Annotated in this window: 25 protein-coding genes; 20 read left to right on the top strand and 5 right to left on the bottom strand. The window is 46.2% G+C overall.

The genetic code is table 11. The features are described 5' to 3' along the window. Nucleotides 1–85: 85 nt before the first annotated feature. The 11 genes from yhbH (at nucleotide 86) to ABDB98_RS04585 (ending at nucleotide 9026) form a co-directional block, all read left to right on the top strand. Entirely contained in the window at nucleotides 86–1258 is a 1173-nt protein-coding gene (gene yhbH, locus ABDB98_RS04535) for a sporulation protein YhbH (RefSeq protein ID WP_438421485.1), read from the top strand. A 193-nt stretch (nucleotides 1259–1451) separates the two neighbouring features. Continuing rightward, nucleotides 1452–1916: a MarR family transcriptional regulator gene (locus ABDB98_RS04540; protein WP_438421486.1), complete on the top strand. Its 465-nt coding sequence runs from the start codon at nucleotides 1452–1454 to the stop codon at nucleotides 1914–1916. Between the two features lie 36 nt (nucleotides 1917–1952). Beyond that, nucleotides 1953–2618, top strand: coding sequence for an HlyD family secretion protein (locus tag ABDB98_RS04545; protein ID WP_007610259.1), 666 nt, complete (start codon nucleotides 1953–1955; stop codon nucleotides 2616–2618). Nucleotides 2619–2658: 40 nt separating this feature from the next. Beyond that, nucleotides 2659–4254, top strand: coding sequence for a DHA2 family efflux MFS transporter permease subunit (locus tag ABDB98_RS04550; RefSeq protein WP_438421487.1), 1596 nt, complete (start codon nucleotides 2659–2661; stop codon nucleotides 4252–4254). A gap of 24 nt (nucleotides 4255–4278) precedes the next feature. Continuing rightward, nucleotides 4279–4812, top strand: a complete 534-nt coding sequence (locus tag ABDB98_RS04555; RefSeq protein ID WP_016938430.1) for an NAD(P)H-dependent oxidoreductase — start codon at nucleotides 4279–4281, stop codon at nucleotides 4810–4812. 12 nt (nucleotides 4813–4824) lie between these two features. Beyond that, nucleotides 4825–5196 (top strand): hypothetical protein, encoded by a 372-nt coding sequence (locus ABDB98_RS04560; protein ID WP_438421488.1) that lies wholly within the window; start codon nucleotides 4825–4827, stop codon nucleotides 5194–5196. Between the two features lie 118 nt (nucleotides 5197–5314). Beyond that, nucleotides 5315–6082, top strand: a complete 768-nt coding sequence (locus ABDB98_RS04565) for a hypothetical protein (RefSeq protein ID WP_438421489.1) — start codon at nucleotides 5315–5317, stop codon at nucleotides 6080–6082. Nucleotides 6083–6084: 2 nt separating this feature from the next. Continuing rightward, on the top strand, nucleotides 6085–6462 hold the full coding sequence (locus ABDB98_RS04570; protein ID WP_049628808.1) for a GntR family transcriptional regulator: 378 nt from the start codon (nucleotides 6085–6087) through the stop codon (nucleotides 6460–6462). Continuing rightward, nucleotides 6452–7168, top strand: a complete 717-nt coding sequence (locus ABDB98_RS04575) for an ABC transporter ATP-binding protein (RefSeq protein WP_060963218.1) — start codon at nucleotides 6452–6454, stop codon at nucleotides 7166–7168. The genes ABDB98_RS04570 and ABDB98_RS04575 overlap by 11 nt, the downstream gene beginning before the upstream one ends. Next, nucleotides 7169–8086, top strand: coding sequence for an ABC transporter ATP-binding protein (locus ABDB98_RS04580; protein ID WP_438421490.1), 918 nt, complete (start codon nucleotides 7169–7171; stop codon nucleotides 8084–8086). It abuts the gene before it with no gap. Then, nucleotides 8079–9026, top strand: a complete 948-nt coding sequence (locus tag ABDB98_RS04585) for an ABC transporter permease (RefSeq protein WP_438421491.1) — start codon at nucleotides 8079–8081, stop codon at nucleotides 9024–9026. The genes ABDB98_RS04580 and ABDB98_RS04585 overlap by 8 nt, the downstream gene beginning before the upstream one ends. A gap of 86 nt (nucleotides 9027–9112) precedes the next feature. Here the strand turns inward: ABDB98_RS04585 and cspB are convergent, their stop codons facing one another. Continuing rightward, nucleotides 9113–9313 carry a cold shock-like protein CspB gene (cspB, locus tag ABDB98_RS04590; RefSeq protein ID WP_003155376.1) on the bottom strand — a complete coding sequence of 67 codons (201 nt, stop codon included), beginning with the start codon at nucleotides 9311–9313 and terminating at the stop codon, nucleotides 9113–9115. Nucleotides 9314–9880: 567 nt separating this feature from the next. Beyond that, nucleotides 9881–10960: a GGDEF domain-containing protein gene (locus tag ABDB98_RS04595; RefSeq protein ID WP_438421492.1), complete on the bottom strand. Its 1080-nt coding sequence runs from the start codon at nucleotides 10958–10960 to the stop codon at nucleotides 9881–9883. A 151-nt stretch (nucleotides 10961–11111) separates the two neighbouring features. On the opposite strand from ABDB98_RS04595, the gene ABDB98_RS04600 reads away from it, so the two are divergent. Further along, a complete protein-coding gene (locus ABDB98_RS04600) occupies nucleotides 11112–12503 on the top strand; it encodes an L-cystine transporter (RefSeq protein ID WP_016938422.1) in 1392 nt (463 codons plus the stop codon). 210 nt (nucleotides 12504–12713) lie between these two features. On the opposite strand, the gene ABDB98_RS04605 is transcribed toward ABDB98_RS04600, so the two are convergent. Continuing rightward, the gene (locus tag ABDB98_RS04605; protein ID WP_438421493.1) at nucleotides 12714–13313 is read right to left on the bottom strand and encodes a hypothetical protein; all 600 of its coding nucleotides are present in this window, start codon (nucleotides 13311–13313) and stop codon (nucleotides 12714–12716) included. A 144-nt stretch (nucleotides 13314–13457) separates the two neighbouring features. Between ABDB98_RS04605 and ABDB98_RS04610 the strand changes: the two genes are divergently transcribed. Continuing rightward, nucleotides 13458–14000: a YhcN/YlaJ family sporulation lipoprotein gene (locus ABDB98_RS04610; RefSeq protein ID WP_438421494.1), complete on the top strand. Its 543-nt coding sequence runs from the start codon at nucleotides 13458–13460 to the stop codon at nucleotides 13998–14000. Between the two features lie 119 nt (nucleotides 14001–14119). After that, nucleotides 14120–15022, top strand: a complete 903-nt coding sequence (locus tag ABDB98_RS04615) for a hypothetical protein (protein ID WP_438421495.1) — start codon at nucleotides 14120–14122, stop codon at nucleotides 15020–15022. Here the strand turns inward: ABDB98_RS04615 and ABDB98_RS04620 are convergent, their stop codons facing one another. Continuing rightward, the gene (locus ABDB98_RS04620; RefSeq protein ID WP_047476627.1) at nucleotides 15023–15685 is read right to left on the bottom strand and encodes a spore coat protein; all 663 of its coding nucleotides are present in this window, start codon (nucleotides 15683–15685) and stop codon (nucleotides 15023–15025) included. 193 nt (nucleotides 15686–15878) lie between these two features. On the opposite strand from ABDB98_RS04620, the gene ABDB98_RS04625 reads away from it, so the two are divergent. Continuing rightward, nucleotides 15879–17912 carry a 5'-nucleotidase C-terminal domain-containing protein gene (locus ABDB98_RS04625; protein WP_438421496.1) on the top strand — a complete coding sequence of 678 codons (2034 nt, stop codon included), beginning with the start codon at nucleotides 15879–15881 and terminating at the stop codon, nucleotides 17910–17912. Further along, entirely contained in the window at nucleotides 17909–18505 is a 597-nt protein-coding gene (locus ABDB98_RS04630; protein WP_438421497.1) for a class D sortase, read from the top strand. The genes ABDB98_RS04625 and ABDB98_RS04630 overlap by 4 nt, the downstream gene beginning before the upstream one ends. Here the strand turns inward: ABDB98_RS04630 and ABDB98_RS04635 are convergent. Beyond that, on the bottom strand, nucleotides 18502–19410 hold the full coding sequence (locus tag ABDB98_RS04635; RefSeq protein WP_438421498.1) for an RluA family pseudouridine synthase: 909 nt from the start codon (nucleotides 19408–19410) through the stop codon (nucleotides 18502–18504). The two genes, ABDB98_RS04630 and ABDB98_RS04635, sit on opposite strands and share 4 nt — an antisense overlap. A 110-nt stretch (nucleotides 19411–19520) precedes the next feature. Between ABDB98_RS04635 and ABDB98_RS04640 the strand changes: the two genes are divergently transcribed. The 4 genes from ABDB98_RS04640 to ABDB98_RS04655 all read left to right on the top strand — a co-directional run bounded on the left by ABDB98_RS04640 (nucleotide 19521) and on the right by ABDB98_RS04655 (nucleotide 22818). Continuing rightward, a complete protein-coding gene (locus tag ABDB98_RS04640) occupies nucleotides 19521–19916 on the top strand; it encodes a DUF5365 family protein (protein ID WP_224988504.1) in 396 nt (131 codons plus the stop codon). A 130-nt stretch (nucleotides 19917–20046) separates the two neighbouring features. Next, complete coding sequence (locus ABDB98_RS04645; RefSeq protein ID WP_016938414.1) at nucleotides 20047–20469, top strand: CBS domain-containing protein; 423 nt, start codon at nucleotides 20047–20049, stop codon at nucleotides 20467–20469. A 128-nt stretch (nucleotides 20470–20597) separates the two neighbouring features. Next, a complete protein-coding gene (locus ABDB98_RS04650) occupies nucleotides 20598–21287 on the top strand; it encodes an HAD family hydrolase (protein WP_016938413.1) in 690 nt (229 codons plus the stop codon). Then, nucleotides 21280–22818 (top strand): bifunctional GNAT family N-acetyltransferase/carbon-nitrogen hydrolase family protein, encoded by a 1539-nt coding sequence (locus ABDB98_RS04655; RefSeq protein ID WP_016938412.1) that lies wholly within the window; start codon nucleotides 21280–21282, stop codon nucleotides 22816–22818. The genes ABDB98_RS04650 and ABDB98_RS04655 overlap by 8 nt, the downstream gene beginning before the upstream one ends. Nucleotides 22819–22972 lie beyond the last annotated feature (154 nt).

The following is a 22972-nucleotide window of genomic DNA, read 5'->3' on the forward strand; positions in this document are numbered from 1 at the left end:
AATCTTTTCGCCGGACTTGTTTCATAAACAGGACCAAGCCGGAATACACATGTAAAACGACCATAACGGTTAAGGAGGGGAATTCATGTCCCGTAATGACAGCGGAAATTTTTTGATTTCAGAGGAAGACTGGTCCCTCCATCGCAAAGGCTTTGACGACCAGCAGCGCCACCAAAAGAAAGTACAGGAAGCGATAAAAAACAACCTTCCGGACCTTGTCACTGAGGAAAGCATTATTATGTCCAACGGAAAAGATGTTGTGAAAATCCCGATTCGTTCGCTTGATGAATATAAAATCCGTTATAACTATGATAAAAACAAACATGTCGGCCAAGGTGACGGCGACAGCGAAATCGGCGATGTCGTCGCAAGAGACGGCGCAGATAAAAAGCAGGGGGCCGGAAAAGGCCAGGGAGCCGGCGATCAGGCAGGCGAGGATTATTATGAAGCCGAGGTCTCATTGATGGACCTGGAAGAAGCGCTGTTTCAGGAATTAGAACTGCCGAATCTGCAGCAAAAGGAAAGGGACAATATCGTTCATACCGATATTGAATTTAATGATATCCGGAAAACCGGGCTGACAGGGAATATTGATAAGAAAAGAACGATGCTGTCTGCCTATAAACGAAACGCCATGTCAGGCAAGCCGTCGTTTTATCCGATTTATCCGGAAGATCTGAAATACAAAACATGGAATGATGTGACGAAGCCGGAATCGAAAGCTGTCGTTTTAGCCATGATGGATACAAGCGGTTCGATGGGCGTATGGGAAAAGTATATGGCGAGGAGCTTCTTTTTTTGGATGACACGATTTTTACGGACAAAGTATGAAACGGTAGATATCGAATTTATCGCCCACCACACGGAAGCGAAGGTGGTGTCGGAAGAAGATTTCTTCTCGAAAGGCGAGAGCGGGGGAACCATCTGCTCCTCCGTCTACCGGAAGTCTCTTGAATTAATTGATGAAAAATATGACCCCGCCCGCTACAACATCTATCCGTTCCACTTCTCAGACGGGGATAATTTAACATCGGATAACGCCCGATGCGTAAAGCTCGTCAATGACATCATGAAAAAATCGAATCTGTTCTGCTACGGTGAGGTTAATCAATATAACAGGCATTCAACACTCATGTCCGCCTATAAAAACGTCAAAGATGATAAATTTAAATATTACATCTTAAAGCAGAAATCAGACGTTTTTCAAGCGCTGAAAAGCTTCTTTAAAAAAGAGGAAGCGGGTATAAGCAAAGCATAAGTATTAAACATAAAGCCGAGTGAAGAATCGTGCGGCCGCGGTTCTTCACCCGGCTTTTTTAAATTAAAAATAAAGAGAAAAAAAGGCATAAAAAAAATCCTTTAAAAATAAAACTTTTCTCTTTACAAATCTTCTTTCATTTATTAATATTTTATCTTGTGAACTATTATTAAGGGAATGAGGTGAAAATACGGTGATTGAATCAGAGCTCGCTTTGCTCAGTTTTGAACAACTGTTTGATACTTCCAGATCAATTTACAAAAAGCAGAAAATGATCTTGGAGACAGTTCTTGAACCTTTTGATATTACAGTCCTGCAGTATCTGCTGATGTTCAAAATACATAAGAGCAAAAGCACGCAGCTTTCAAGGCTGGCTTTGTCGCTTGATCTGAAACCGGCGTCTGTCACGAGAATGACCGATATTCTGTATAAGCGCCGATTAATGGTTCGGAGCGACTATCACGACGACCGGCGTGTTGTTATGATTCAGTTAACCGAAGAGGGGGAAGAACTTCTAAAGAGAGCTGCTGTTCAATACGCCGAAAAAGCGGCAGTCTTATACCGGCAGCTCAATACCGCTGAACTGCAGTACCTGCGCAAGCTGGCGGAAAGTTTAACGAAGCTTGCAAACGGCTGTGCAGTGAAAAACGGAAAATAAAAAAATCCCCACATATTTTTATCATCATTCCACAAAATGATAGAGGAAGAAACGAAAGGAGAAAACAAAATGAACAGAGGACGTTTAATTCTGACCAACATTATCGGTTTGATTGTTGTTCTTGCAATTATAGGCGGAGGTGCTTACTACTATTATCAAAGCACGCACTATGTAAAAACCGATGAAGCAAAAGTTGCCGGCGACATGGCTGCTATCACAGCTCCTGCTGCGGGTAAAGTAACTGACTGGAACCTTGATGAGGGGAAAGAAGTAAGTAAAAACGACGTTGTTGCAAAAATCAAAGGACAGCAAAATGCTGACGTTAAAGCCATCATGGATGGAACAATCGTGAAAAACGAAGTGAAAAACGGTCAAATGGTGCAAGCCGGTACGACAATTGCCCAAGAAATTGACATGAAACACCTTTACATCACTGCAAACATTAAAGAAACTGACATCAGAGACATTGAAGTAGGAAACAAAGTAGACGTCATTGTTGACGGTGACCCTAATACAACATTTGACGGAACTGTAGAAGAAATCGGCTATGCGACAAATTCAACTTTTGATATGCTGCCTTCTTCAAACTCAAGCGGCAACTACACAAAAGTAACGCAAAAAGTTCCTGTTAAAATTTCACTCAGCAACCCATCTGACAAGGTGCTTCCTGGTATGAACGCATCTGTAAAAATCTCTGAATAATACAGATCAGTCATCAAACCATGAAGGGAGGTTGTCTTAGGTGGCTAAATCAGATAATCAAGTAAAAAGTCCTAAAACATTGCTTATTGTGCTTATGGCTGGGTTATTCCTGGCGATCTTGAACCAAACGCTTCTTAACGTGGCGATGCCGCACTTAATGACCGAGTTCGGTGTGAGTGCGACGACGATTCAGTGGCTGACGACCGGATACATGCTGGTCAACGGTGTTTTGATTCCGTTATCGGCCTTCTTAATTACCCGGTTCGGGCAAAGAAGCCTCTTTCTCGTAGCCATGTTCTGTTTTACAGCTGGAACGTTAGTCTGCGGAATCGCGCCTAACTTCTCAACCATGCTGATCGGCCGGTTAATTCAGGCGGTCGGCGGCGGTATCTTACAGCCGCTGGTCATGACAACCATTCTGCTTATCTTCCCGCCTGAAAGCAGGGGGAAAGGAATGGGGATTTTCGGTCTTGCGATGATGTTTGCTCCTGCGGTCGGACCGACTCTTTCCGGCTGGATCATTGAGCATTACACATGGCGCATTATGTTCTACGGCCTTGTTCCGATCGGGGCGATCGTTATTGTCATAGCGTTTTTCCTCTTTAAGAACTTGGTGGAACCGCAAAAAATCAAACTCGACAGCTTGGGTACGATTCTATCCATTGTCGGATTCGCCTCATTGCTTTACGGAGTCAGTGAAGCGGGAAGCGACGGCTGGGGAGACCCGATCGTTCTGTCTACCGTTATTGTCGGTATCATCGCGATTGCCGCGTTCGTCATTCAGCAATTGCGCTCTGAAAAACCGATGCTTGACTTCCGGGTATTTAAATATGATATTTTCTCACTTTCCAGTGTGATTAACATCATTATTACCGTTGCGCTTTACACAGGAATGTTCCTGCTTCCGATTTACCTGCAGAACTTAGTCGGCTTTACGGCGCTGCAATCAGGCCTCTTGCTATTGCCGGGCGCGATTGTCATGCTGATCATGTCGCCGATTTCCGGTATTCTGTTTGACAAAATCGGTCCGAGACCGCTTGCGATCGTCGGGCTGGTTATTACGGTCGCAACGACATTCCAGTATACAAAATTGACAATTGACACACCTTATACGCATATCATGCTTGTCTATGCCATCCGCGCATTCGGTATGTCACTGTTAATGATGCCTGTAATGACAGCCGGAATGAACCAGCTTCCGGCACGGTTGAACAGCCACGGCACGGCGATGAGCAACACGCTCCGCCAGATCAGCGGTTCAATCGGAACAAGTTTGATCACAACGATCTATACGAACCGCACGACGATGCATTATTCGCAGATTGCGGATAAAACAAGCACGGCAGATCCAAGCTTCATGCAGTCGTTCCAAAGCGCGGTTTCGAATTTAATGGTCAACATGAACATGTCGCTTGATGCGGCGAAACAAACCGTTTATGCCTATCTCTACAAAACGGCTTCACTTAATTCCAACGTTATGGGAATTAATGACGCGTTTATGTGGGCGACGATCTTTGCGGTTATCGGCGTAGTTTTGAGCCTGTTCTTGCGTGACGTACGGAAAGACAAACAGCGGGCGAAGAAAAAAGAGGAGCTGTCATTGCTTCCGGCCCCTAAAGAAGTGAAGGAATCTTAATCATCTGAATGGGAGGTTTCCTGAATGAAAATTTACGTAGTGTACGATAGTGAAGGCGAACACACAAAATACCTTGCCGAAGCCATTGCGGAAGGAGCAAGTGAAAACGCTGATGCTGAAGTCTTGATTGACCATGTCGATCAAGCCGACATCCGCAAGCTGAAAGACATGGATGCGATTATCTGGGGATGCCCTGGACACTTTGGCACCATCAGTTCAGGCTTAAAAGCGTGGATCGACAGACTCGGCTATTTGTGGGCTGAGGGCGAGCTGATTGATAAAGTCGGCGCCGTATTCTGTACGACTGCGACAACCCATGGCGGATTAGAAATGACAATGCACAATCTGATTACTCCTATGTTTCACCAAGGCATGATTGTTGTCGGTCTTCCCGGCAACGTTCCTGAAAATGCGCTGTACGGTTCTTACTACGGCGCGGGCGTCACATGCCCGGTTGACAGCGATGTGCTGATGACGGAAGAAGGCCTTCAATTAGGCCGTGCGCTTGGCAGACGTGTCAGCCAGGTCACAGGTAATTTAACTGCCGGACGACAGTAAGGAGAGGGTTATATGGCCATTATTATAGCGGTTATTGCTGCTGTCATTGTGATTGCACTTCTTATCACATTCAATGTCCGCAGCACTGCTGCAGGACAGGATGTCAAAGAAGAAAAGAGAGAAGCGATCGGCACTACAGCCGAACAGCCGGAAAAGCATGATCCGGCCGAGGAACGTTCAGCCGAGCATGTTCCCGTCGTTGTAAAATCTGAATCTCCCCGCGAGAAAAAGAATACAATGGGCGATGATGTGTACCGTCAGGCGCTTCAGAAGTTCAAGACTTCTGAGACGGATCAGGAAACAACTGATCCCGAAAGCGGCGGCAAAATGCAGGATAGCAGCTATCGTGATGCGCTGCTCTCCTTAAAAAACAAAAAGAAGTAATTGAAAAGGCAAATCTGCGTAAGAGCGGATTTGCCTTTTTTTATTGAAGATATTGTAATTTGTGATGATCTAGTGTACTATGTGACTCATACACTGGTCCCGAATGGAGAGAGAAAGAATGACATCGTTTTTAGGTCTGCTGAAAAAAGATGCGAAGGTTTCATGGGTCTGGCTGGCGGTTTGGCTTTGCGGCATGATCTTCTGGGCGGCGGCAGCTCATGTTATTGCTGTCCGTCAGAAAGAACCGCTCGTCATTTTCGGCTTTTTTGCGGCAATGGGGTTTTTTCAATTTCTTGCGGCGCCGCTTTTTATGTACTATCACCTCCGCAAAGAAGGGAAAAATCAGCTGTGGCTTTACAATCCGAATGGCGGGTTTTATCTGCTGGCTTCCAAGCTGACGGCCTCACTGCTGTATCAGTTTATCGGGCAGATGGCGCTGACCGGCTACGGTATTTGGATGTACCGGATGCTTTCTGCAAAAGGAGCGCTGGAACACACCATTCCCCTGGCCGGCACATTAACAGGACTGAATGCTTACCTGCTGATCAGCTCAGCATACTTATCTGTGATCGTGGCCGTATTTTGGACTGTTTTTCACTCGTTAAAATATTTCCCCGTTCTCCGCTGGGTGATCTGCATCGCGCTTGCGTTTGTCTGGGCCTATATTGACGATAAACTCATTACGCCTTTCACTTCATCTCAACACGATCTATGGCCGGTAAAAGTGTATGCAAATTTTGAATTTCATTATACAAAATTGGCCGGCTGGACGATGGAGCTGAACGCCGTGCACATCTCGCTTTTCAGCTTCCTGGCCGTGATTGTGCTCGCGGCGCTCTGTCTCGCGCTGGCCTCAATGCTGCTGAATCGCAAGGTTGAGGTGTAATGATGAAGCGTGAATTTCAATCATCAAAGCCGATTTATCTGCAAATTGCCGACCGTGTATATTACCGGCTGATTCGAAACGAGCTTTCGCCGGGTGACAAACTGCCGTCCGTAAGAGAGATGGCCGTTCAGATGAAAGTGAATCCGAATACGATACAAAGAACGTACAGTGAAATGGAAAGGCTGGGGATCGTGGAAACGAGAAGAGGACAGGGAACCTTTATAGCTGAAAGGCCCGATCTGAAAGAAGAGCTGAAAGACAGGCTGACAAAAGACGTATTCAAACGCTTTATTCAGGAAATGGCGGAGCTTGGGTTATCTCCTGAAGAAATGCTCGACGGGATCAAACAATATGCGGAGGAAGCAGACGATGAATCTTGATTTTGAACACGTTACAAAAAAATACGGCCGCAGGCTCGCGGTCAGCGATGTATCATTTTCATTGTCTCCGGGTAAGATCTACGGAATATTAGGACCGAACGGAAGCGGTAAATCAACAACGCTGAAAATGCTTGCCGGGCTTGCATTTCCCACCTCGGGCGCTGTTCGGATCGGAGGACGTGCCGTAAGCCGGAAAATGCTTTTTCGTACGGCTTATTTAACCGAACATGATACGTTTTTCGCCCGGACGACTGTCGGTGATATGCTCACATTTTATCATTCACAATTCCCGGATTTTCAGCTGGAAAAAGCACGGAATCTATTATCGGAAATGAATCTCTCAGCGGAGCAGAAAATAAAAGAGCTGTCTAAAGGCAGCCGGGGCAGGCTGAAAATCGTCCTGGCCCTGTCGAGAAAGGCATCCGTCATTCTGCTGGATGAGCCGTTTTCCGGTCTGGATCCGGCGGTCCGGGAATCAATCGTCAACAGTCTCGTATCGTATATTGATTTTGACAGTCAGATCGTAGTCATCGCCACACATGAGATCGATGAAATTGAGACGCTTTTGGACGAAGTGATGGTGTTCAGAAAAGGGAAAATCGCTGAACGGCGTGAAGTCGAAGAGCTCAGGGAGCAGGAAGGAATGTCCGTGCTGCAATGGTATAAAAGCATTATGCAGGCGTACGAAAAAGAAGGGGGATTCTAATTGGAAACAGTATTGGAATTGCAACAGGTAAAGAAAACGATTAAAGGACAAACGATTATTCATGATCTGAGCTTCTCCGTCCGGGCAGGCGAAGTATTTGGGTTTCTGGGACCGAACGGAGCGGGGAAAACGACTACGATCAGAATGATGGTCGGATTAATGAAACTGTCTCATGGAGACATCGTAATCTGCGGAGAATCCATTACGAAGAACTATGCAAAAGCGGTCAGGCATATCGGAGCCATCGTGGAAAACCCGGAGCTGTACAAATTCCTGAGCGGCTATAAAAATTTACAGCAGTACGCCAGAATGGTAAAAGGCGTTACGAAAGAAAAAATAGATGAGGTCATCGAGCTCGTCGGATTACAGGACAGAATTCATGACAAAGTAAAGACCTATTCTCTCGGGATGAGACAGCGCCTCGGTCTTGCTCAGAGTCTGCTGCATAACCCGAAGGTGCTGATTCTGGATGAACCGACAAACGGCCTTGATCCCGCCGGTATCAGGGAAATCAGAGATCATCTGAAAAAACTGACACGAGAAAAAGGAATGGCGGTGATCGTCTCGAGCCATCTGCTGTCCGAAATGGAATTGATGTGCGATCGAATCGCCATTTTGCAAAAAGGAGAGCTTGTTGATATTCAAAAGGTAAGAGATGAAGGAACAGAAGAAAAAGATACATACTTTTTCCATATTGAACAAAGGGAAGAGGCGCTTGCCGTCCTGAGTCAGTTTGACTGTGTGAAGAAAACAAACGGCTTTGAGATCAAGCTGTCAAAACAGGAAGTGCCTGATGTGATTTCACTTCTCGTCCGTGAAAATATCCGCTTATATGAAGTGAAAATCATAACAAAATCTTTAGAAGACCGTTTCCTGGAAATTACCGGCGGGACGAAAGAGGAGGCTCAATATGCTTAAACTGATCTATAATGAATGGATTAAAATCTTCAGCCGTGTCGGCACGTGGGCTATGATTGTGATTTTAGGCCTTGCGATGACCGGCTTTGCACTTCTGTCAAACCATTTCACCTCTAACGAAGCCAATCCGAATTGGAAGCAGGAGCTCCAGGGCGCAAACAAAGAAATGAAACAGCAGATGAAGGAAACCGGAAATCAGACTGTTATTGATAGTCTGAAACAGAATATCGCGATAAATGAATACCGTATGGATCATAATATCCCCGAGGATACAGGGTACACAGTGTGGTCATACGTAGCTGATTCTTCGATGATGACGGTTTTGACCGGCCTGTTCACGATTATCATCGCAGCAGGCATCGTGGCGAATGAGTTCAACTGGGGAACCATCAAACTGCTGGCCATCCGTCCGCTCAGCCGTTTTCAAATTTTGCTTTCTAAATATATGACGGTGCTGCTGTTCGGTCTGTTGATGCTTGTGATATTATTTGCCGGTTCCGCTCTGTTGGGATTGCTCTTTTTCGGTACTGGCGGAGATACTGCGGCCAATGTCCAACTCGTATACAAAGACGGCCATGTTCTTGAACAAAATATCATCGCCTTTCTCGCTAAAACATATATCTATGAATCTGTCTCCGCTTTTATGCTTGCGACGATGGCGTTTATGCTGTCTGCGGTATTCCGAAACAGCTCATTAGCGGTCGGATTCTCTATTTTTCTATTGGTTATGGGCAACACGGCGACTGTATTTCTTGCCACGAAATTTGAATGGACGAAATATATTTTATTCGCGAACACGGATTTGTCGCAATATATGAACGGGACTCCTTTAGCAGAGGGGATGACGATGACATTTTCGGTTGTGATGCTTGTGATTTACTTCATTATTTTTATGGCGCTCGCATTCGGCGTCTTCTTAAAACGGGATATTGCTACCTGATGTAAAAAAGCTGTTTTGCCTAGGCAAAACAGCTTTTTGATATAAAAAAAACCGCCGGCTTGCACCGGCAGGTTTTTTTAAGACATTTATGCTTTTGTTACGTTAGCAGCTTGTGGTCCGCGGTTTCCTTCAACGATTTCGAAAGAAACAGATTGGCCTTCTTCTAAAGTTTTGAAGCCTTCGCCTTGAATAGCAGAGAAGTGAACGAATACATCGTCTTGACCTTCTACTTCGATGAATCCGAATCCTTTTTCAGAGTTGAACCATTTTACTTTACCTTCTAACATGAAATTTCCTCCTAAAGCGACATAACGCTTAAATTCACTATTCTTGCTCTAAAACAAACTTCCAAGACGAAAACTCTTACAAAACTTTCTTCTTAAAGATAGTTCGAACAAAAATAATTACCTTTACTCTACCAGTAATCCGGAGAAAAAACAACTGCTAAATGTAACTTTTTTTGAAATAACATTTTTAAAGTCGAAATCGCGCGGATACGGAAGGCTGATCTGAGATTGAACAGCACATTTTGCAGCTCATAAAAGCCGCTCTCTACAACCTTAACTTAATCATGAGCCCGAATGCATGGTGCAGTGCTGTACATAAAAATAGATAGGGAGTAGGTTATCTTGAAGCTGCGGATTATAAAGAGTCTGGTTTCTCTTCACTTTGATCATGCCGCTTACTTCATGCCACGATCCCGCTTGGAATCGAGCCATTACTATCGGAATCAATGAATGTCATCCATTTATCTGGGGATTTGTTACAAAAAGCCGGAGAGGAAGGATTGAAACTTTCATTGGTAACCGGGCGCCGTTGTCACTGAAAAGAAAGAATGATTCTCCCTGCGGCGATCATTCTTTTTTTTCAGTGCTGCACACTTGATTGCGTCCTGAGGTTTTCGCTTTGTACAGCATCCGGTCTGCGATCAGAGGCAGGGTCTGCGGATCCGCCGTATTTGTCGGATAGTGCGCGATGCCGATAGAAACGGTCACGAAAATTGTATCTCCGCTCGTCAGCAGAATCGGGTTCCCGTCCATCGTCTGCCTGATTTCTTCTGCGAGGTGAAGCCCTTTTGTATACGTGCAATTCGGTATAAGCACCGCAAATTCTTCGCCGCCGATACGGGCTGACGGATCAGAACTGCTGATTAAGAACCTCAGCCGCGTCCCCAGTTCTTTCAGCACTTGATCACCTTCATAATGGCCGTATTGATCATTGATCTGTTTAAAGTGATCAATATCTAAATAAATAAGAGCAAGCTGAGATGAGGCTGATTGAGATGCCCGGTCGTACAGGACACGCGAGATCTCCTCGAATTTTCTTTTATTAAAAATCCCCGTCAGAAAATCATAATTCGCTTGAAACTTGTATTTCTTGAATAAAAGGCGGGCATCGGCTTCGTGTTTGATGATATACAGTGACAGCATTCCGCCCAAAGTGGAAATGAGCCAATAATAAACGAGGGTCCCGGCAGGCTGTTCAGGCACAAGAAACAGCAGCGTCAGGGTGAAAATAACATTTGAGAAAAGCAGCATAACGAACGCCTTTTTGCGATCCGGCTTTTTTCCTCTGAGGACGGCCACAGAAAGTATGGCAATAATCCCGACTGCTGCAATGGAAAAAATGGCGATGGCATTGAAATTGATCAGAATACGGCCTGCCACGATAATGATAAAGGCAACTGCCGTAGACACCCAGCCTCCGTAAAGAGCGGCGATGATAATCGGGATATTTCTGAGATCAATGATAGAATCAGAGTAAGAAAAGCCGAAAGCAATCAGAAAAACCCCTAAAAGCCCGCAAGCCGCCCCCTTCAGTAATTGAAACATCGGACGGTCTTCTTTATACGACAGCGACTCTTTAAAAAGAAGGGTGAAGAGATAATTAAATGTGATTAAAATCGTCAAATTAAGAAACAGTTCCTTCAGCATAACAATCACCCTTATATAAGTTACTAAAGAAAGGGTGGAAAGAAAAGAGAAAAGTCTATAAAAATACATATATTGTAAAATCATACTTGACCGATCGGAATTCATATAATATAGTGTGTAAGGATAATGAGCAAGGGAGTGTTTACCTGTTTTGGAGAATTTATTTGTAGTCTTACATGTTTTCATTATGCTTTTGCTTATAGCAGGTCTGTTTGTGATGCAAAAAAAACACGTTTCCTTTTCTAAACGTGTTTTTACCGCGCTCGGATTAGGCATTGTATTCGGTTTTGCACTGCAATTGATTTACGGGCCGGCTTCACATATCGTGACACAAACAGCTGATTGGTTTAATATCGCCGGCGGCGGTTATGTCAAGTTGCTCCAGATGATCGTCATGCCGCTTGTCTTTATTTCCATTCTGGGCGCATTTACGAAGCTGAAACTGACCCATAACATCGGAAAAATCAGCGGCCTGATCATCGGAATTTTGATCGCCACGACAGCAATTGCCGCGGCAGTCGGAATTGTTTCGGCGCTTTCCTTTGATCTGAAGGCCGTTCATATCGACCAGGGGAGCACTGAGCTATCAAGAGGCCAGGAGCTTCAGCAAAAATCGGAGGATATGACGGCTAAAACGCTTCCTCAGCAAATCGTTGAGCTTCTGCCGGGAAATCCGTTTCTTGATTTCACCGGGGCCAGACCGACTTCCACCATCGGAGTCGTTATTTTCGCCGCTTTTCTCGGCATCGCTTTCCTTGGCGTGAAACGGAAGCAGCCGGAGCACGCCGCGACATTCAGCGGAATTGTCGACGCGGTTTACGCGATTATTATGCGCGTCGTGACATTAATTTTAAGACTGACGCCTTACGGGGTGTTGGCGATTATGACGAAAACGATCGCGACAAGCGACATCGACAGCATTGTGAAACTGGGGATGTTTGTGATCGCCTCATACGCCGCGCTCATCGTCATGTTTATCATTCACTTGCTGCTGATTACGTTCAGCGGTTTAAATCCGATCACATACGTGAAAAAAGCATTTCCGGTCATGGTATTTGCGTTTACGTCCCGTTCAAGCGCAGGGGCTTTGCCGCTCAATATTAAAACCCAAAAAAGCATGGGTGTACCGGAAGGAATTGCGAACTTCGCCGGTTCATTCGGCTTATCGATCGGTCAAAACGGCTGTGCCGGCATTTATCCGGCAATGCTCGCGATGATGATTGCGCCGACAGTGGGGCAAAATCCGTTTGAACCCGGATTTATTATTTCGGTCATCGCGATAGTGGCAATCAGTTCGTTCGGTGTAGCAGGGGTAGGAGGCGGCGCGACATTTGCAGCTCTTCTCGTCTTATCCGCTTTAAACATGCCTGTTGCGCTTGCCGGGCTGCTCATCTCAATTGAGCCGTTAATTGACATGGGGCGCACTGCCTTAAATGTCAGCGGCAGCATGACCGCGGGACTGTTAACAAGTAAAATGACGAAGGAAACCGATACCTCGGTTTACAATGATTCCTCAATCGTCATTGAAGCTGAAGAAGCTTAATAAAAAGAGGATCATCAGCAAAAACCAGCCATGGCGCATCACTTTGCTGTGAAGCCGCACTGCATGGTTAGCAAGCTCTTTCCTCAATCTGAAAAGCCTTAACTTCACCTGAAGTTAAGGCTTTTTTAGCGGGAAGCAACATTATCCGCTCCCCGGCGTTATGATTAAGGGAACTTCTTCAAATCGGTTAAAAAACGAACTTGCGTATTTTTAATGATTTCCGGGTTCCAGATCTTCCAGCATATTCATCACGGTGCTGTCATTTAAAACATTTACCGCGCTTTCTTCAAAGTGAATCGGCTCCGTATAGTGAGGCTTTGCCGAAGTCTCTTTTCGGCGGTCTGCCCGTCCGTCCGTATGGCTCCGGCTGTGTTCATGAGACGATGAAGATGAGCCGGAGTGCTGGCGGGAAGTCTGCTCATGCCGCTGTCCGCCGGATTCCCCGCCGAAAGCCTGTTTGATCATCTCGGCAGGCTGCATGGAGCCGTCTTGTGAGTGCTGGGCGTTGTCCGTGTGCCGCTGTCCGCCGGATTCCCCGCCGAAAGCCTGTTTGATCATCTCGGCAGGCTGCATGGAGCCGCTTTGTGAATGCTGTGCTTTGTCCGTGTGCTGCTGTCCGCCGGATTCTCCGCCGAAAGCCTGCTTAATCATCTCAGCAGGCTGCATGGAGTGTGCGTCATCTTTATGCTGCATTCGGCCTGAAACCATTCCGGTGATTTTGCGGCGGATTTCCGGTGATAAAGCTGCAATTAAAAGTGATGAGCCGATCAGCAGCGCTGTCGGGCTGATGCCTCTTTTTTGTCTGAACAAGTTAAATCCCTCCTCATTCTATTGATAACATTTATCTTTTCCTTTCCTTCTGATATTTATCCAAACTGCTCAGAATGCAAACGGCGTGCATAAATCCAGCCGAATAGAAAAACCTATACGTAAAGTGAGAAAGGAGGAATTCACATGATAAAAAAACAAGCAGTTATCTCTGCCCTTCTTCTGCCGATGCTGATTACCGCAGGGTGCAGTATGGGAAACCAGGGAGAAGGAAAACGAAATGACAACCGCACCCAGAATGTAAATTACCGCAACACGCCTAACGACGGTGCGACAAATATGAATACAGGGAACCGTCAAAATCAAAACACCGCAGATCATAATAACAACCGTAACCTGAGGGTTGCTGATAAAGCCGCAGACAAGGTGACTGATCTGAAAGAAGTTAAAAATGCAACTGTAATCGTTGCCGGAAACAGCGCTTATGTTGCTGTTGTTTTGACAAACGGGCAAAAAGGCGCCATCGCCAACCATTTGAAAAATAAGATTACCGATAAGGTGAAATCAGCCGATAAACATGTCCGGACAGTATATGTATCAGCGAATCCGGATTTCGTGGAACGTATGCAAGGCTACGGAAAACGAATCAAAAACGGCCACCCGGTATCCGGTCTGTTTGATGAATTCGGCCAAATGGTGCAGCGTGTATTCCCAAACCCCAATAAATAAATGAATGGAAAAGCCGCATTTGCTGCGGCTTTTTTATTTTATCTGCCGTCACGGCCAAACCTTCCGGCGCATAAAGTAAAGAATGAGATGAAAATTGAAGGATCGGGGAGGGAGCTTGTTTGCGTGACGGCATGGGGAAACGGGCGGCATTCACTCTGATCCTGTGCGGGGTCCTTGTCATATTGGCTGTCAGTTCAGCCGTTTCAGTAAGTTTGATGTACGTCCTGTCAGGCCAAAACAGCCGCTCTGTTCCGACGAAGGAACAAGTGACTGAACACATGAATAAAGAAATTTACAAACATACAGCGATTTACTATACGGCGGATGAAAAGCCGCTCTTGGATCTGACCAAGCTTACGTTAGACTACGCAAAGCGTATCAATCAAATCATTGTCGGCTATAAAGGAACAGCGCCTCTTGAACTTATTTTCTTTGCGGATGAAGCTGAAATTGAGCAATATTCCGGCTTGAAAAACGTAGTCGGTTTTTATTCAGAGCAGGAGCAGATGATGGGGCTTTTGCCTGAAGAGAAAAAACAGCTTTTGAAAAAAGATGAGCTGGCCGTTTTTATGTATAAACAATTGATTATACATGAATATACGCACTATGCGTTTCATCAAAAAACGCGGCAAATGGGGACGTCTACGTCTGAATTTCCGCTTTGGTTTCATGAGGGGCTGAGCGAATGGGTTGCGCATTATGATGTAGTCATTGATCCGATTGCATTTTCCGTCGTGCCGTTTGATCAATTAACGACCGACCGAAAATGGCAGAAATCGCGGATGGAATATGAGACGGATGTATATTTGCAAAGCTTCTATATGATAAAGGATTTAACCGATACATTCGGAGAAGGCATTATCTTAACCATTATCAACAAAACCGCCGAAACACAGGATTTTGAAAAAGGCTTTGAAGCGGCCACCAAAGAAACCCTGAAACAGTTTGAACATGATTTCACAAAAACATATGAAAAAAAGAAAACGGCATTGGAGAGTCGGGTATCCAACGCCGTTTCTTAATCAATGCAGGTTTTGCTGCTGTCCCATTTGTCCTTTAATCGGAGGCATTTGCGGCTGTCCCTGAGCCGGCCCGAATGAATTCAGCATCGTCTGCATATCTTGCGCATTAAGCTGAGGAACCTGATAATAACCGTGTTTGTTTTGGTACAGGAAGATTTCAAATGCCATTTCAACATATTGCTGAATTTGGGCGGAGAGCACTCTTCTTGTCACGGGATTGGTCATTTCAAGCGAGCTCATCGTCAAAAGAGAAGCTTGAGCTTTAATCAGGCCGAGCATATGGCCGCTTATCCCGAGATCTTTGACATCATTTAATGATTGATTCGGTTTTTTCGGCTGTGTCGGTTTTATGCCGTACACGGCTTGGTTCTGTTCCTTCATCATATATGTCGAAGTTTCCTGAGAAGGCTTTTGGCCGGTCTTAAAGCATTCTGCCGTCAGATTATAAAGTCCGAGAATGAATTGGTATTGGCGGTCAAGAATATCCGCCAGCTGCTGATCCTGTATAAATTGTCTGAGCATCATAAATTGATCCAGGACGCCGACTGTTCCGGCCAGGACTTCATGCATATCGAAAAGCTCATGTCCTCCGTGATTCACTTGCGGTGAACCCGGCATCCCCTGATTTACTGGCGGCTGCTGCTGATTCTGCTGCTGTTCCACTGATTGTTTTCCTCCTTCATGTCAAATCATCATTAAGATGTGAAAAAAGCTGATCCGTTATACATGCAGACCTATTTCGTTACATGGGGACTATTTACTATTTTGCGCCAGTGAAGACAATCTTTACAAAAAAGTGGTGTGATTTTTAAGAAAATAAGCTAACGTATTTCTTAGAAGACAAGGGGGGAAATGAATGAAGAAAAAAAGGGGGATGCGTCTTTCGTGCTGTTTGCTGATGGTTTGTTTTATGGTCTCCGGCGTGAAAGATGCGTCAGCAATCGGACAAGCCGGACCGCTGAATGAGAGTGGAACGGCTAAGGCGTATCAAGACCAGCAGACTGAAGACACCGGCCGTATCCCGCTCAGAATCATCAGCATGAATGATCTGCACGGAAAAATTGATCAGCAATATGAGCTTGATCTTAACGGAGATGGTAAACCGGATGGCACGTTCGGCCGAATCGACTACGCTGCGGCGTACATTAAAAAAGCAAAAGCCGAAAAACAACACGCCTTCGTGGTGCATGCGGGCGATATGATCGGGGGCAGTTCTCCCGTGTCAGCCCTTTTTCAAGATGAACCGACAGTAGAACTGATGGAAGATATCGGGTTTGACGCCGGGACTGTCGGCAATCATGAATTCGATGAAGGAACAAATGAGCTTAAACGGATCATCAATGGAGGAGATCATCCGGACGGAAAGGGGACAAGCGGTTATGACGGCCAAAATTTCCCGCTCGTCTGCGCCAACTGTAAACTAAAATCAGGAGAGCCCTTTCTGCCGCCGTATGAAATCAAATACGTTTCCGGAATTCCGGTTGCATTTATCGGAGTTGTAACCAGATCGGCAGCAGGAATGGTCATTCCGGACGGAATTAAAAATATCACGTTTACGGATGAGGTAAAAGCCGTCAATGACGCCGCCGCTGACCTGAAGAAAAAAGGAATTAAAGCCATCGCCGTGCTCGCCCATATGTCTGCTGAACAAAACGGCAGTGCGATCACGGGAGAAGCCGCAAAGCTTGCCGGCGGGACAGACTCAGAGATTGACGTGATTTTCGCCGCGCACAATCATAAAGTCGTAAACGGAGAAGTCAACGGCAAGCTGATCGTGCAGGCATTTGAATACGGAAAAGCAATCGGAATCGCCGATCTTGAACTTGATAAAGAGTCGAAGGATATCGTGAAAAAATCAGCAGAAATCCAATATATCGACCAAAGTAAAATCAAGCCGGACCCAGATGCGGCAGGCATATTAAGCAAATATGAAGAGAAAGTGAAACCGATTATCAGCGAAGCGGTCGGGGAAGCGGCCCATGATATAACGGGCGGCTATTCAAATGACGGCGACACGGCGCTTGGAAATCTGATTGCCGACGGTATGAAAGCGAAGATGAAATCCGATTTTGCGCTAATGAATGGCGGCGGCATCCGGGACGGCATAAAAAAAGGGCCGATTACATGGGGAGACCTTTATAATGTTCAGCCGTTCGGCAATGTGCTGACGAAGCTTGAAATCAAAGGAAAAGATTTGCGGGAGATCATCAACGCGCAAATTTCTCCGGTTTACGGACCGGATTACAGCATCAGCGGATTTTCCTATACATGGAACCCGGAAACCGGAAAAGCGATTGATATGAAAATAGCGGACGGGACAGACATACAGCCCGAGAAAGGCTATACATTAACAGTCAATCAATTTATGGCAACGGCAGCGGGGGCAAAATACGGCCCGATCGGGAAACTCGGCAAGAATCCGGTGACGGGGCCTGAGGATTTGGAAGCGACAGTAGACTATGTCAAAAGCTTTTCCGCTCCGATTTCTTATCAAAGCGACGGCCGCATCCGCACGGCATCCGCAACCGAAACACCTGATGACACCGGCAGTCAGCCGGGAAGCGGGGAAACACCGGGCGGCACCAGACCTGATAAAACAGAAAAACCCCAAGCGGAAAAACCCGCTAAAAACCCGGATGCTGCAAAACAGCCTGATCAAGCAAAAAACCCAGAGCGTCCCGTTATAAAAGAAACAGCTTCCAAAACCCGTCCGTCATCGGCTGCAAATCAGGAAAAAAGCACAAAACAGACTGAAAGCGGCACACAAAATGGCCGCCCGTTACCTGATACTTCAGCGGGCAGCCATCAGACGGCACTGGCCGGACTGGTGATCACAGGCGCCGGCGTATACTGGCTTTTCAGAAGGAAAAGGAGCAACCGCACACCATGAATAAACTGAAACATATTCCGCTTCTTGTCATCATTATCGGTGTCATCGTCACATGCTACGGAAGCTGGAAGATCGTCGATTCACATATGAAGACAAACCAATCGCTTGAAGAAGCAAAAAAAGCAGCTGAACCCGTTCTGGCAAAGAAAGAAACGAATAGAGCCGTTTTGGCGCAGCGCAAAAAAGAATTTCATCCTAAAACAGGTGAAGCAAGCGGTATTTTAGAGATCCCTAAAATTGATGCTGAGCTCCCGATCGTGGAAGGGACTGACGCAGACGATTTAGCAAAAGGCGTCGGCCATTACAAAGACAGCTATTATCCGGATGAACACGGCCAAATCGTATTATCCGGCCACAGGGACACGGTGTTCCGACGGACCGGCGAACTGAAAAAAGGAGACAGGCTGAACGTGATTCTGTCTTACGGCGCGTTTTCTTATAAAATCAGCCATACAAAAATCGTCAGCCGAAATGATACGTCCGTCATCACCCTTCAGCACGAGCGGGAGGAACTGATCCTGACCACTTGCTATCCGTTTTCTTACATCGGAAATGCACCGAAACGATATATTATATATGCTTACCCGGTTTAAGAAAAATACGTGTCGGCAAAGTGTGCCAGATCAGCGGGCATCGGCGCTTCGGCAATGATTTCTTCTCCGGAGACCGGATGGACGACGCTGACCTTTTTGGCGTGAAGCGCCTGTCTGTGAAACAGCGCCCGGCTTCCGCCGTACAGGTCATCTCCCGCTAACGGATGGCCGATGCTTGCCATATGCACTCTGATTTGATGTGTTCTTCCGGTTTCCAATTCAAGCTCGACGAGAGAAAGCCGTGCGCCGGAATGATAGCCTTTTACCTTGTAATGGGTGACGGCGGCTTGTCCGCCGGGTGAGACGCGCCGTCTGACGGAATGTGATCTGTCGCGGCCGATCGGCGAATCAACCGTGCCTTTTTTCGGCGTTACTTTTCCTTCCGCTGCAGCGATATAGGTTCGTTTTAATGTTTTGGTTTCAAGCTGCCGGTCGAGGATGGCATGAGCCAGGCGGTGTTTGGCGAAAACGACCGCACCTGACGTGTCCCGGTCAAGCCGGTGAACGTGGCGGACTTTCGCCTGTTCGCCGTTGATTTGAAAATGGTAAGCGATCAGATTGCTGAGGGTTCCGGTCTGACCCTCTTCATTCGGATGAGTCGGCATCCCCGCCGGCTTATTTGCAATCAGCATATGATTGTCCTCAAATAAGATTTCCGCTTCACCGTATTCCGGGATCACCGATGACTCCGTTTTTTCCTGAAGATCAATGAACAGGCGGTCTCCGGTTTTCAGGATGATGTTGTTTTTGGGAGATGTGCGATTGACCTGAATGCTTTCTTGGTTCATCCATTCGGTTATCACGGGTTTTGATGCCTGAAATTCTGATTTCAGGACTGAAAACAGCCATTGTCCGGCGTGCTTTTCCGTTATCAGAAGTTCCAGCCCGCGGTCATTTTGTTTCATATCATAGAGCTCCTTTTTCAAGCGGAAAGCGGCTGTTTCAATAGGAAACACTTACCTTAGCTTTCGCGTTTTTTTCTGTGCTATTCTTGATAAAGATTAAGGATATTCACATGGCAAGAAAGGTGATTGATGTGAGAATTGTCAACGCAGCGACTGACGGACAAGAAAGCGCGATACAAGAGCTTTCCTCTGAACTGTTCCAAAATGTCTTTCCTCTTTATTTCTCCGAACTGGAAATGCAGCGCTTTAAAAAAAGGGGCGTATTGTCTTTACAAAACCAACTTTACCAAGGAACGTTAAAAGAAGCATTTCAAATTATGGCTTGTCTGCAAACGGTACATATCATGCTGTCAAAGCCGCACGCGGTATATGATGCCAAAGAGCGGGCGCTGTTTGATAAAAATTGCGCTTTGCTGAATGATTGCGGAATGAATTTTCCGTTTACCTATGATGATTTCGAGACAAGAGCCGAATCAGAAGCCTGCGGTCACAGAAGGCTGATCTGACGGATGTAAAGAGCCTTTTTACAGGCTCTTTTTTGCTTCTTTGACATGATACCACAATTTCTTTCCTCTAACTCCCTTTATAATGAGACAAATCCCTGAGCATAATAAATGGCGAAAGGGGTGCTTTACAATGAGTTCAATCAAACAATCAATGACTACCCACGTGGCTACCGTTTCTCCCAATCAAACGATTCAGGAAGCGGCCGCGCTGATGCATCAGCATAATGTCGGAGCGATTCCCGTCGTTGACGGAGGGGAATTAAAAGGGATGCTGACAGACCGTGATATCGCATTGAGAACAACGGCTCAAGGCCGCGACGGCCAAACACCTGTTTCGCACGTGATGTCTTCTAAAGTAGTATCCGGAAACCCGGAGATGAGTCTTGAAGAGGCGTCACACCTGATGGCCCAACACCAAATCCGCCGCCTTCCCATTGTTGATCAAAATCATTTGGTCGGGATCGTTGCGCTTGGAGACTTAGCGGTCGATCAGCGTTCAAACGAGTCTGCGGGAGCAGCTCTTTCTAATATTTCCAGCCAAAACTCACAGTAACGGATCAAGAGAGCTTGCATTCATGCAGGCTCTTCTTTCCGTCCGAATGTTACATTTTGAACGCAAAAGAAATTCACGGTATAGTGTATACATAGGTCACAGTACGTTAACTAAAGGAGCTGTAAGCAGTGATAAAAGCATTAATCTTTGATTTTGACGGGTTAATTTTAGATACAGAAACCCATGAATATGAAGTGTTGCAAGAAATGTTTGAAGAACACGGATCGACATTGCCTTTATCTGTCTGGGGAAAGGTGATCGGAACGGCCGCGGGGTTTAAGCCGTTCGCGTATTTAGAGGAGCAGCTGGGAAGAAAGCTCGATCATGACGAACTGACGGCGATCAGGCGCGCGCGCTTCCAACAGCGGATGAAAACGGAAACGGCGCGTCCCGGGGTGGAGGCTTATTTAGCTGCGGCGAAAGAATTAGGATTGAAGGTGGGGCTTGCTTCAAGCTCAGATTTCAAATGGGTATCGGGCCACCTGAAGGAATTAGGCCTGTTTGATGAATTTGAAGTGATTCAGACGGCGGATGACGTAGAAGAAGTGAAGCCGAATCCGGAACTCTATTTGAAAGCGGCGGAACATTTAGGCGTCGAACCTTCCGAATGTCTTGCTTTTGAGGATTCCGTCAATGGCTCAATCGCAGCCAAACGTGCCGGCATGAAATGTGTGATCGTACCGAATAAGGTAACAAGCACCCTGTTGTTTGAAGAATACGATCACAGACTGGAATCAATGGCGGAAATGGAACTTGAATTACTTTTACAGCGCTTGAACAATCAAAACGAATCGGCAGGGGGAAGCGGCATTGTCTGAGAAACTTGATCTGACCCGTTTTGAAAAGAAAATGGTCATACGGAACATGGAAGAGAAAGATATCAACAAAATTATTGAGCTGCAAAAGGATTGTTTCCCGGGGATGGAGCCTTGGGAGCCTGAGCATTTAATCAGCCATCTCGCGCATTTTCCGGAAGGTCAGTTTTGCGCCGAGTATGAAGGGGAAATTATCGGATCATGCTCCAGTCTGATCATCAATTTCGATGAATACGATGACCGCCACACATGGCAGGATATTACAGACGACGGTTACATCACGAACCACAATCCGGACGGAATGAACCTGTACGGAATTGAAGTGATGGTGCATCCGGCATACAGACGGATGAAGATCGGACACCGGCTGTATGAAGCGAGAAAAGACCTGGCGAGACGATTAAACCTGAAAAGCATCATTATCGGCGGACGGATTCCGAATTACCATAAATATGCGGAAGAAATGACGGCGAGAGCCTATGTCGAACAGGTGACGCGCCATCAGATTTATGATCCGGTGCTTTCCTTCCAGCTGATGAACGGATTTACGCTCATGCGGATCAATCCGAATTATCTCCCGGATGACACCGCGTCCATTAAATATGCGACATTAATGGAGTGGAACAATGTCGATTACCTGCCGCAGTCGAAGCGCTATTACAAATCGGCATTTCCGGTGCGTATTTGCGTCATTCAGTATGAAATGAAAAAGATTTATTCCTTCGAGGAATTTGCCAATCAGGTTGAATATTATGTGGATGTGGCTTCCGATGCAAGATCTGATTTCGCGGTATTTCCGGAGATTTTCACGACGCAGCTCATGTCATTCCTCGAGGAGCGTTCTCCGAGTCTTGCCATTCAGAGGATTACCGAATATACAGAGGACTATATCAGCCTCTTTACAGATCTCGCGGTGAAATATAATGTCAACATCATCGGCGGCTCCCACTTCGTTGAAGAAGAAGGGAAAATTTATAACATCGCTTACTTATTCAGACGTGACGGCACGATTGAAAAACAGTATAAGCTTCACATTACGCCGAATGAGCGGAAATGGTGGGGCATCAGCGCCGGAGACAGAGTGCGCGTATTTGATACAGACTGCGGAAAGATCGCCATTCAGATCTGCTACGATATTGAATTTCCGGAGCTTGCGAGAATTGCCGCGGATCAAGGGGCGAAAATTATCTTTACGCCGTTCTGCACTGAAGACCGCCAAGGCTACTTGCGCGTAAGATACTGCTCTCAGGCGAGAGCGGTTGAAAACCAAATTTACACTGTCATCTCAGGTACGGTCGGGAACCTGCCGCAAACAGAAAATATGGATATTCAATACGCACAGTCAGCCATTTTTGCTCCGTCTGATTTTGAATTTGCCAGAGATGGAATCGTCGGTGAAACGAACCCGAATATCGAAATGGTTGTGATCGGGGACGTTGACCTTGAAATTTTAAGAAGGCAGCGTGAAAACGGAACCGTGCGCCAGCTGAAAGACCGGCGCAAAGACATCTACCGGATTACGCATCTTAAATGAAAAAAGCCCGCTCCGGTTTAAGGAGCGGGTTTTTTTATAAAAATACTTGCACCGTCCCCGGTTTCGGGATATGCTCTTGTAGCCCTTTCGCTTTCTGGGAGAAAGCGTTTTTTTAATTGCCGCCGCTTTATTGACTCGCCCATGCCGCGCCTTT

The organism is Bacillus siamensis (genome assembly GCF_051628075.1).
Taxonomy (GTDB): Bacteria; Bacillota; Bacilli; order Bacillales; family Bacillaceae; genus Bacillus; species Bacillus siamensis.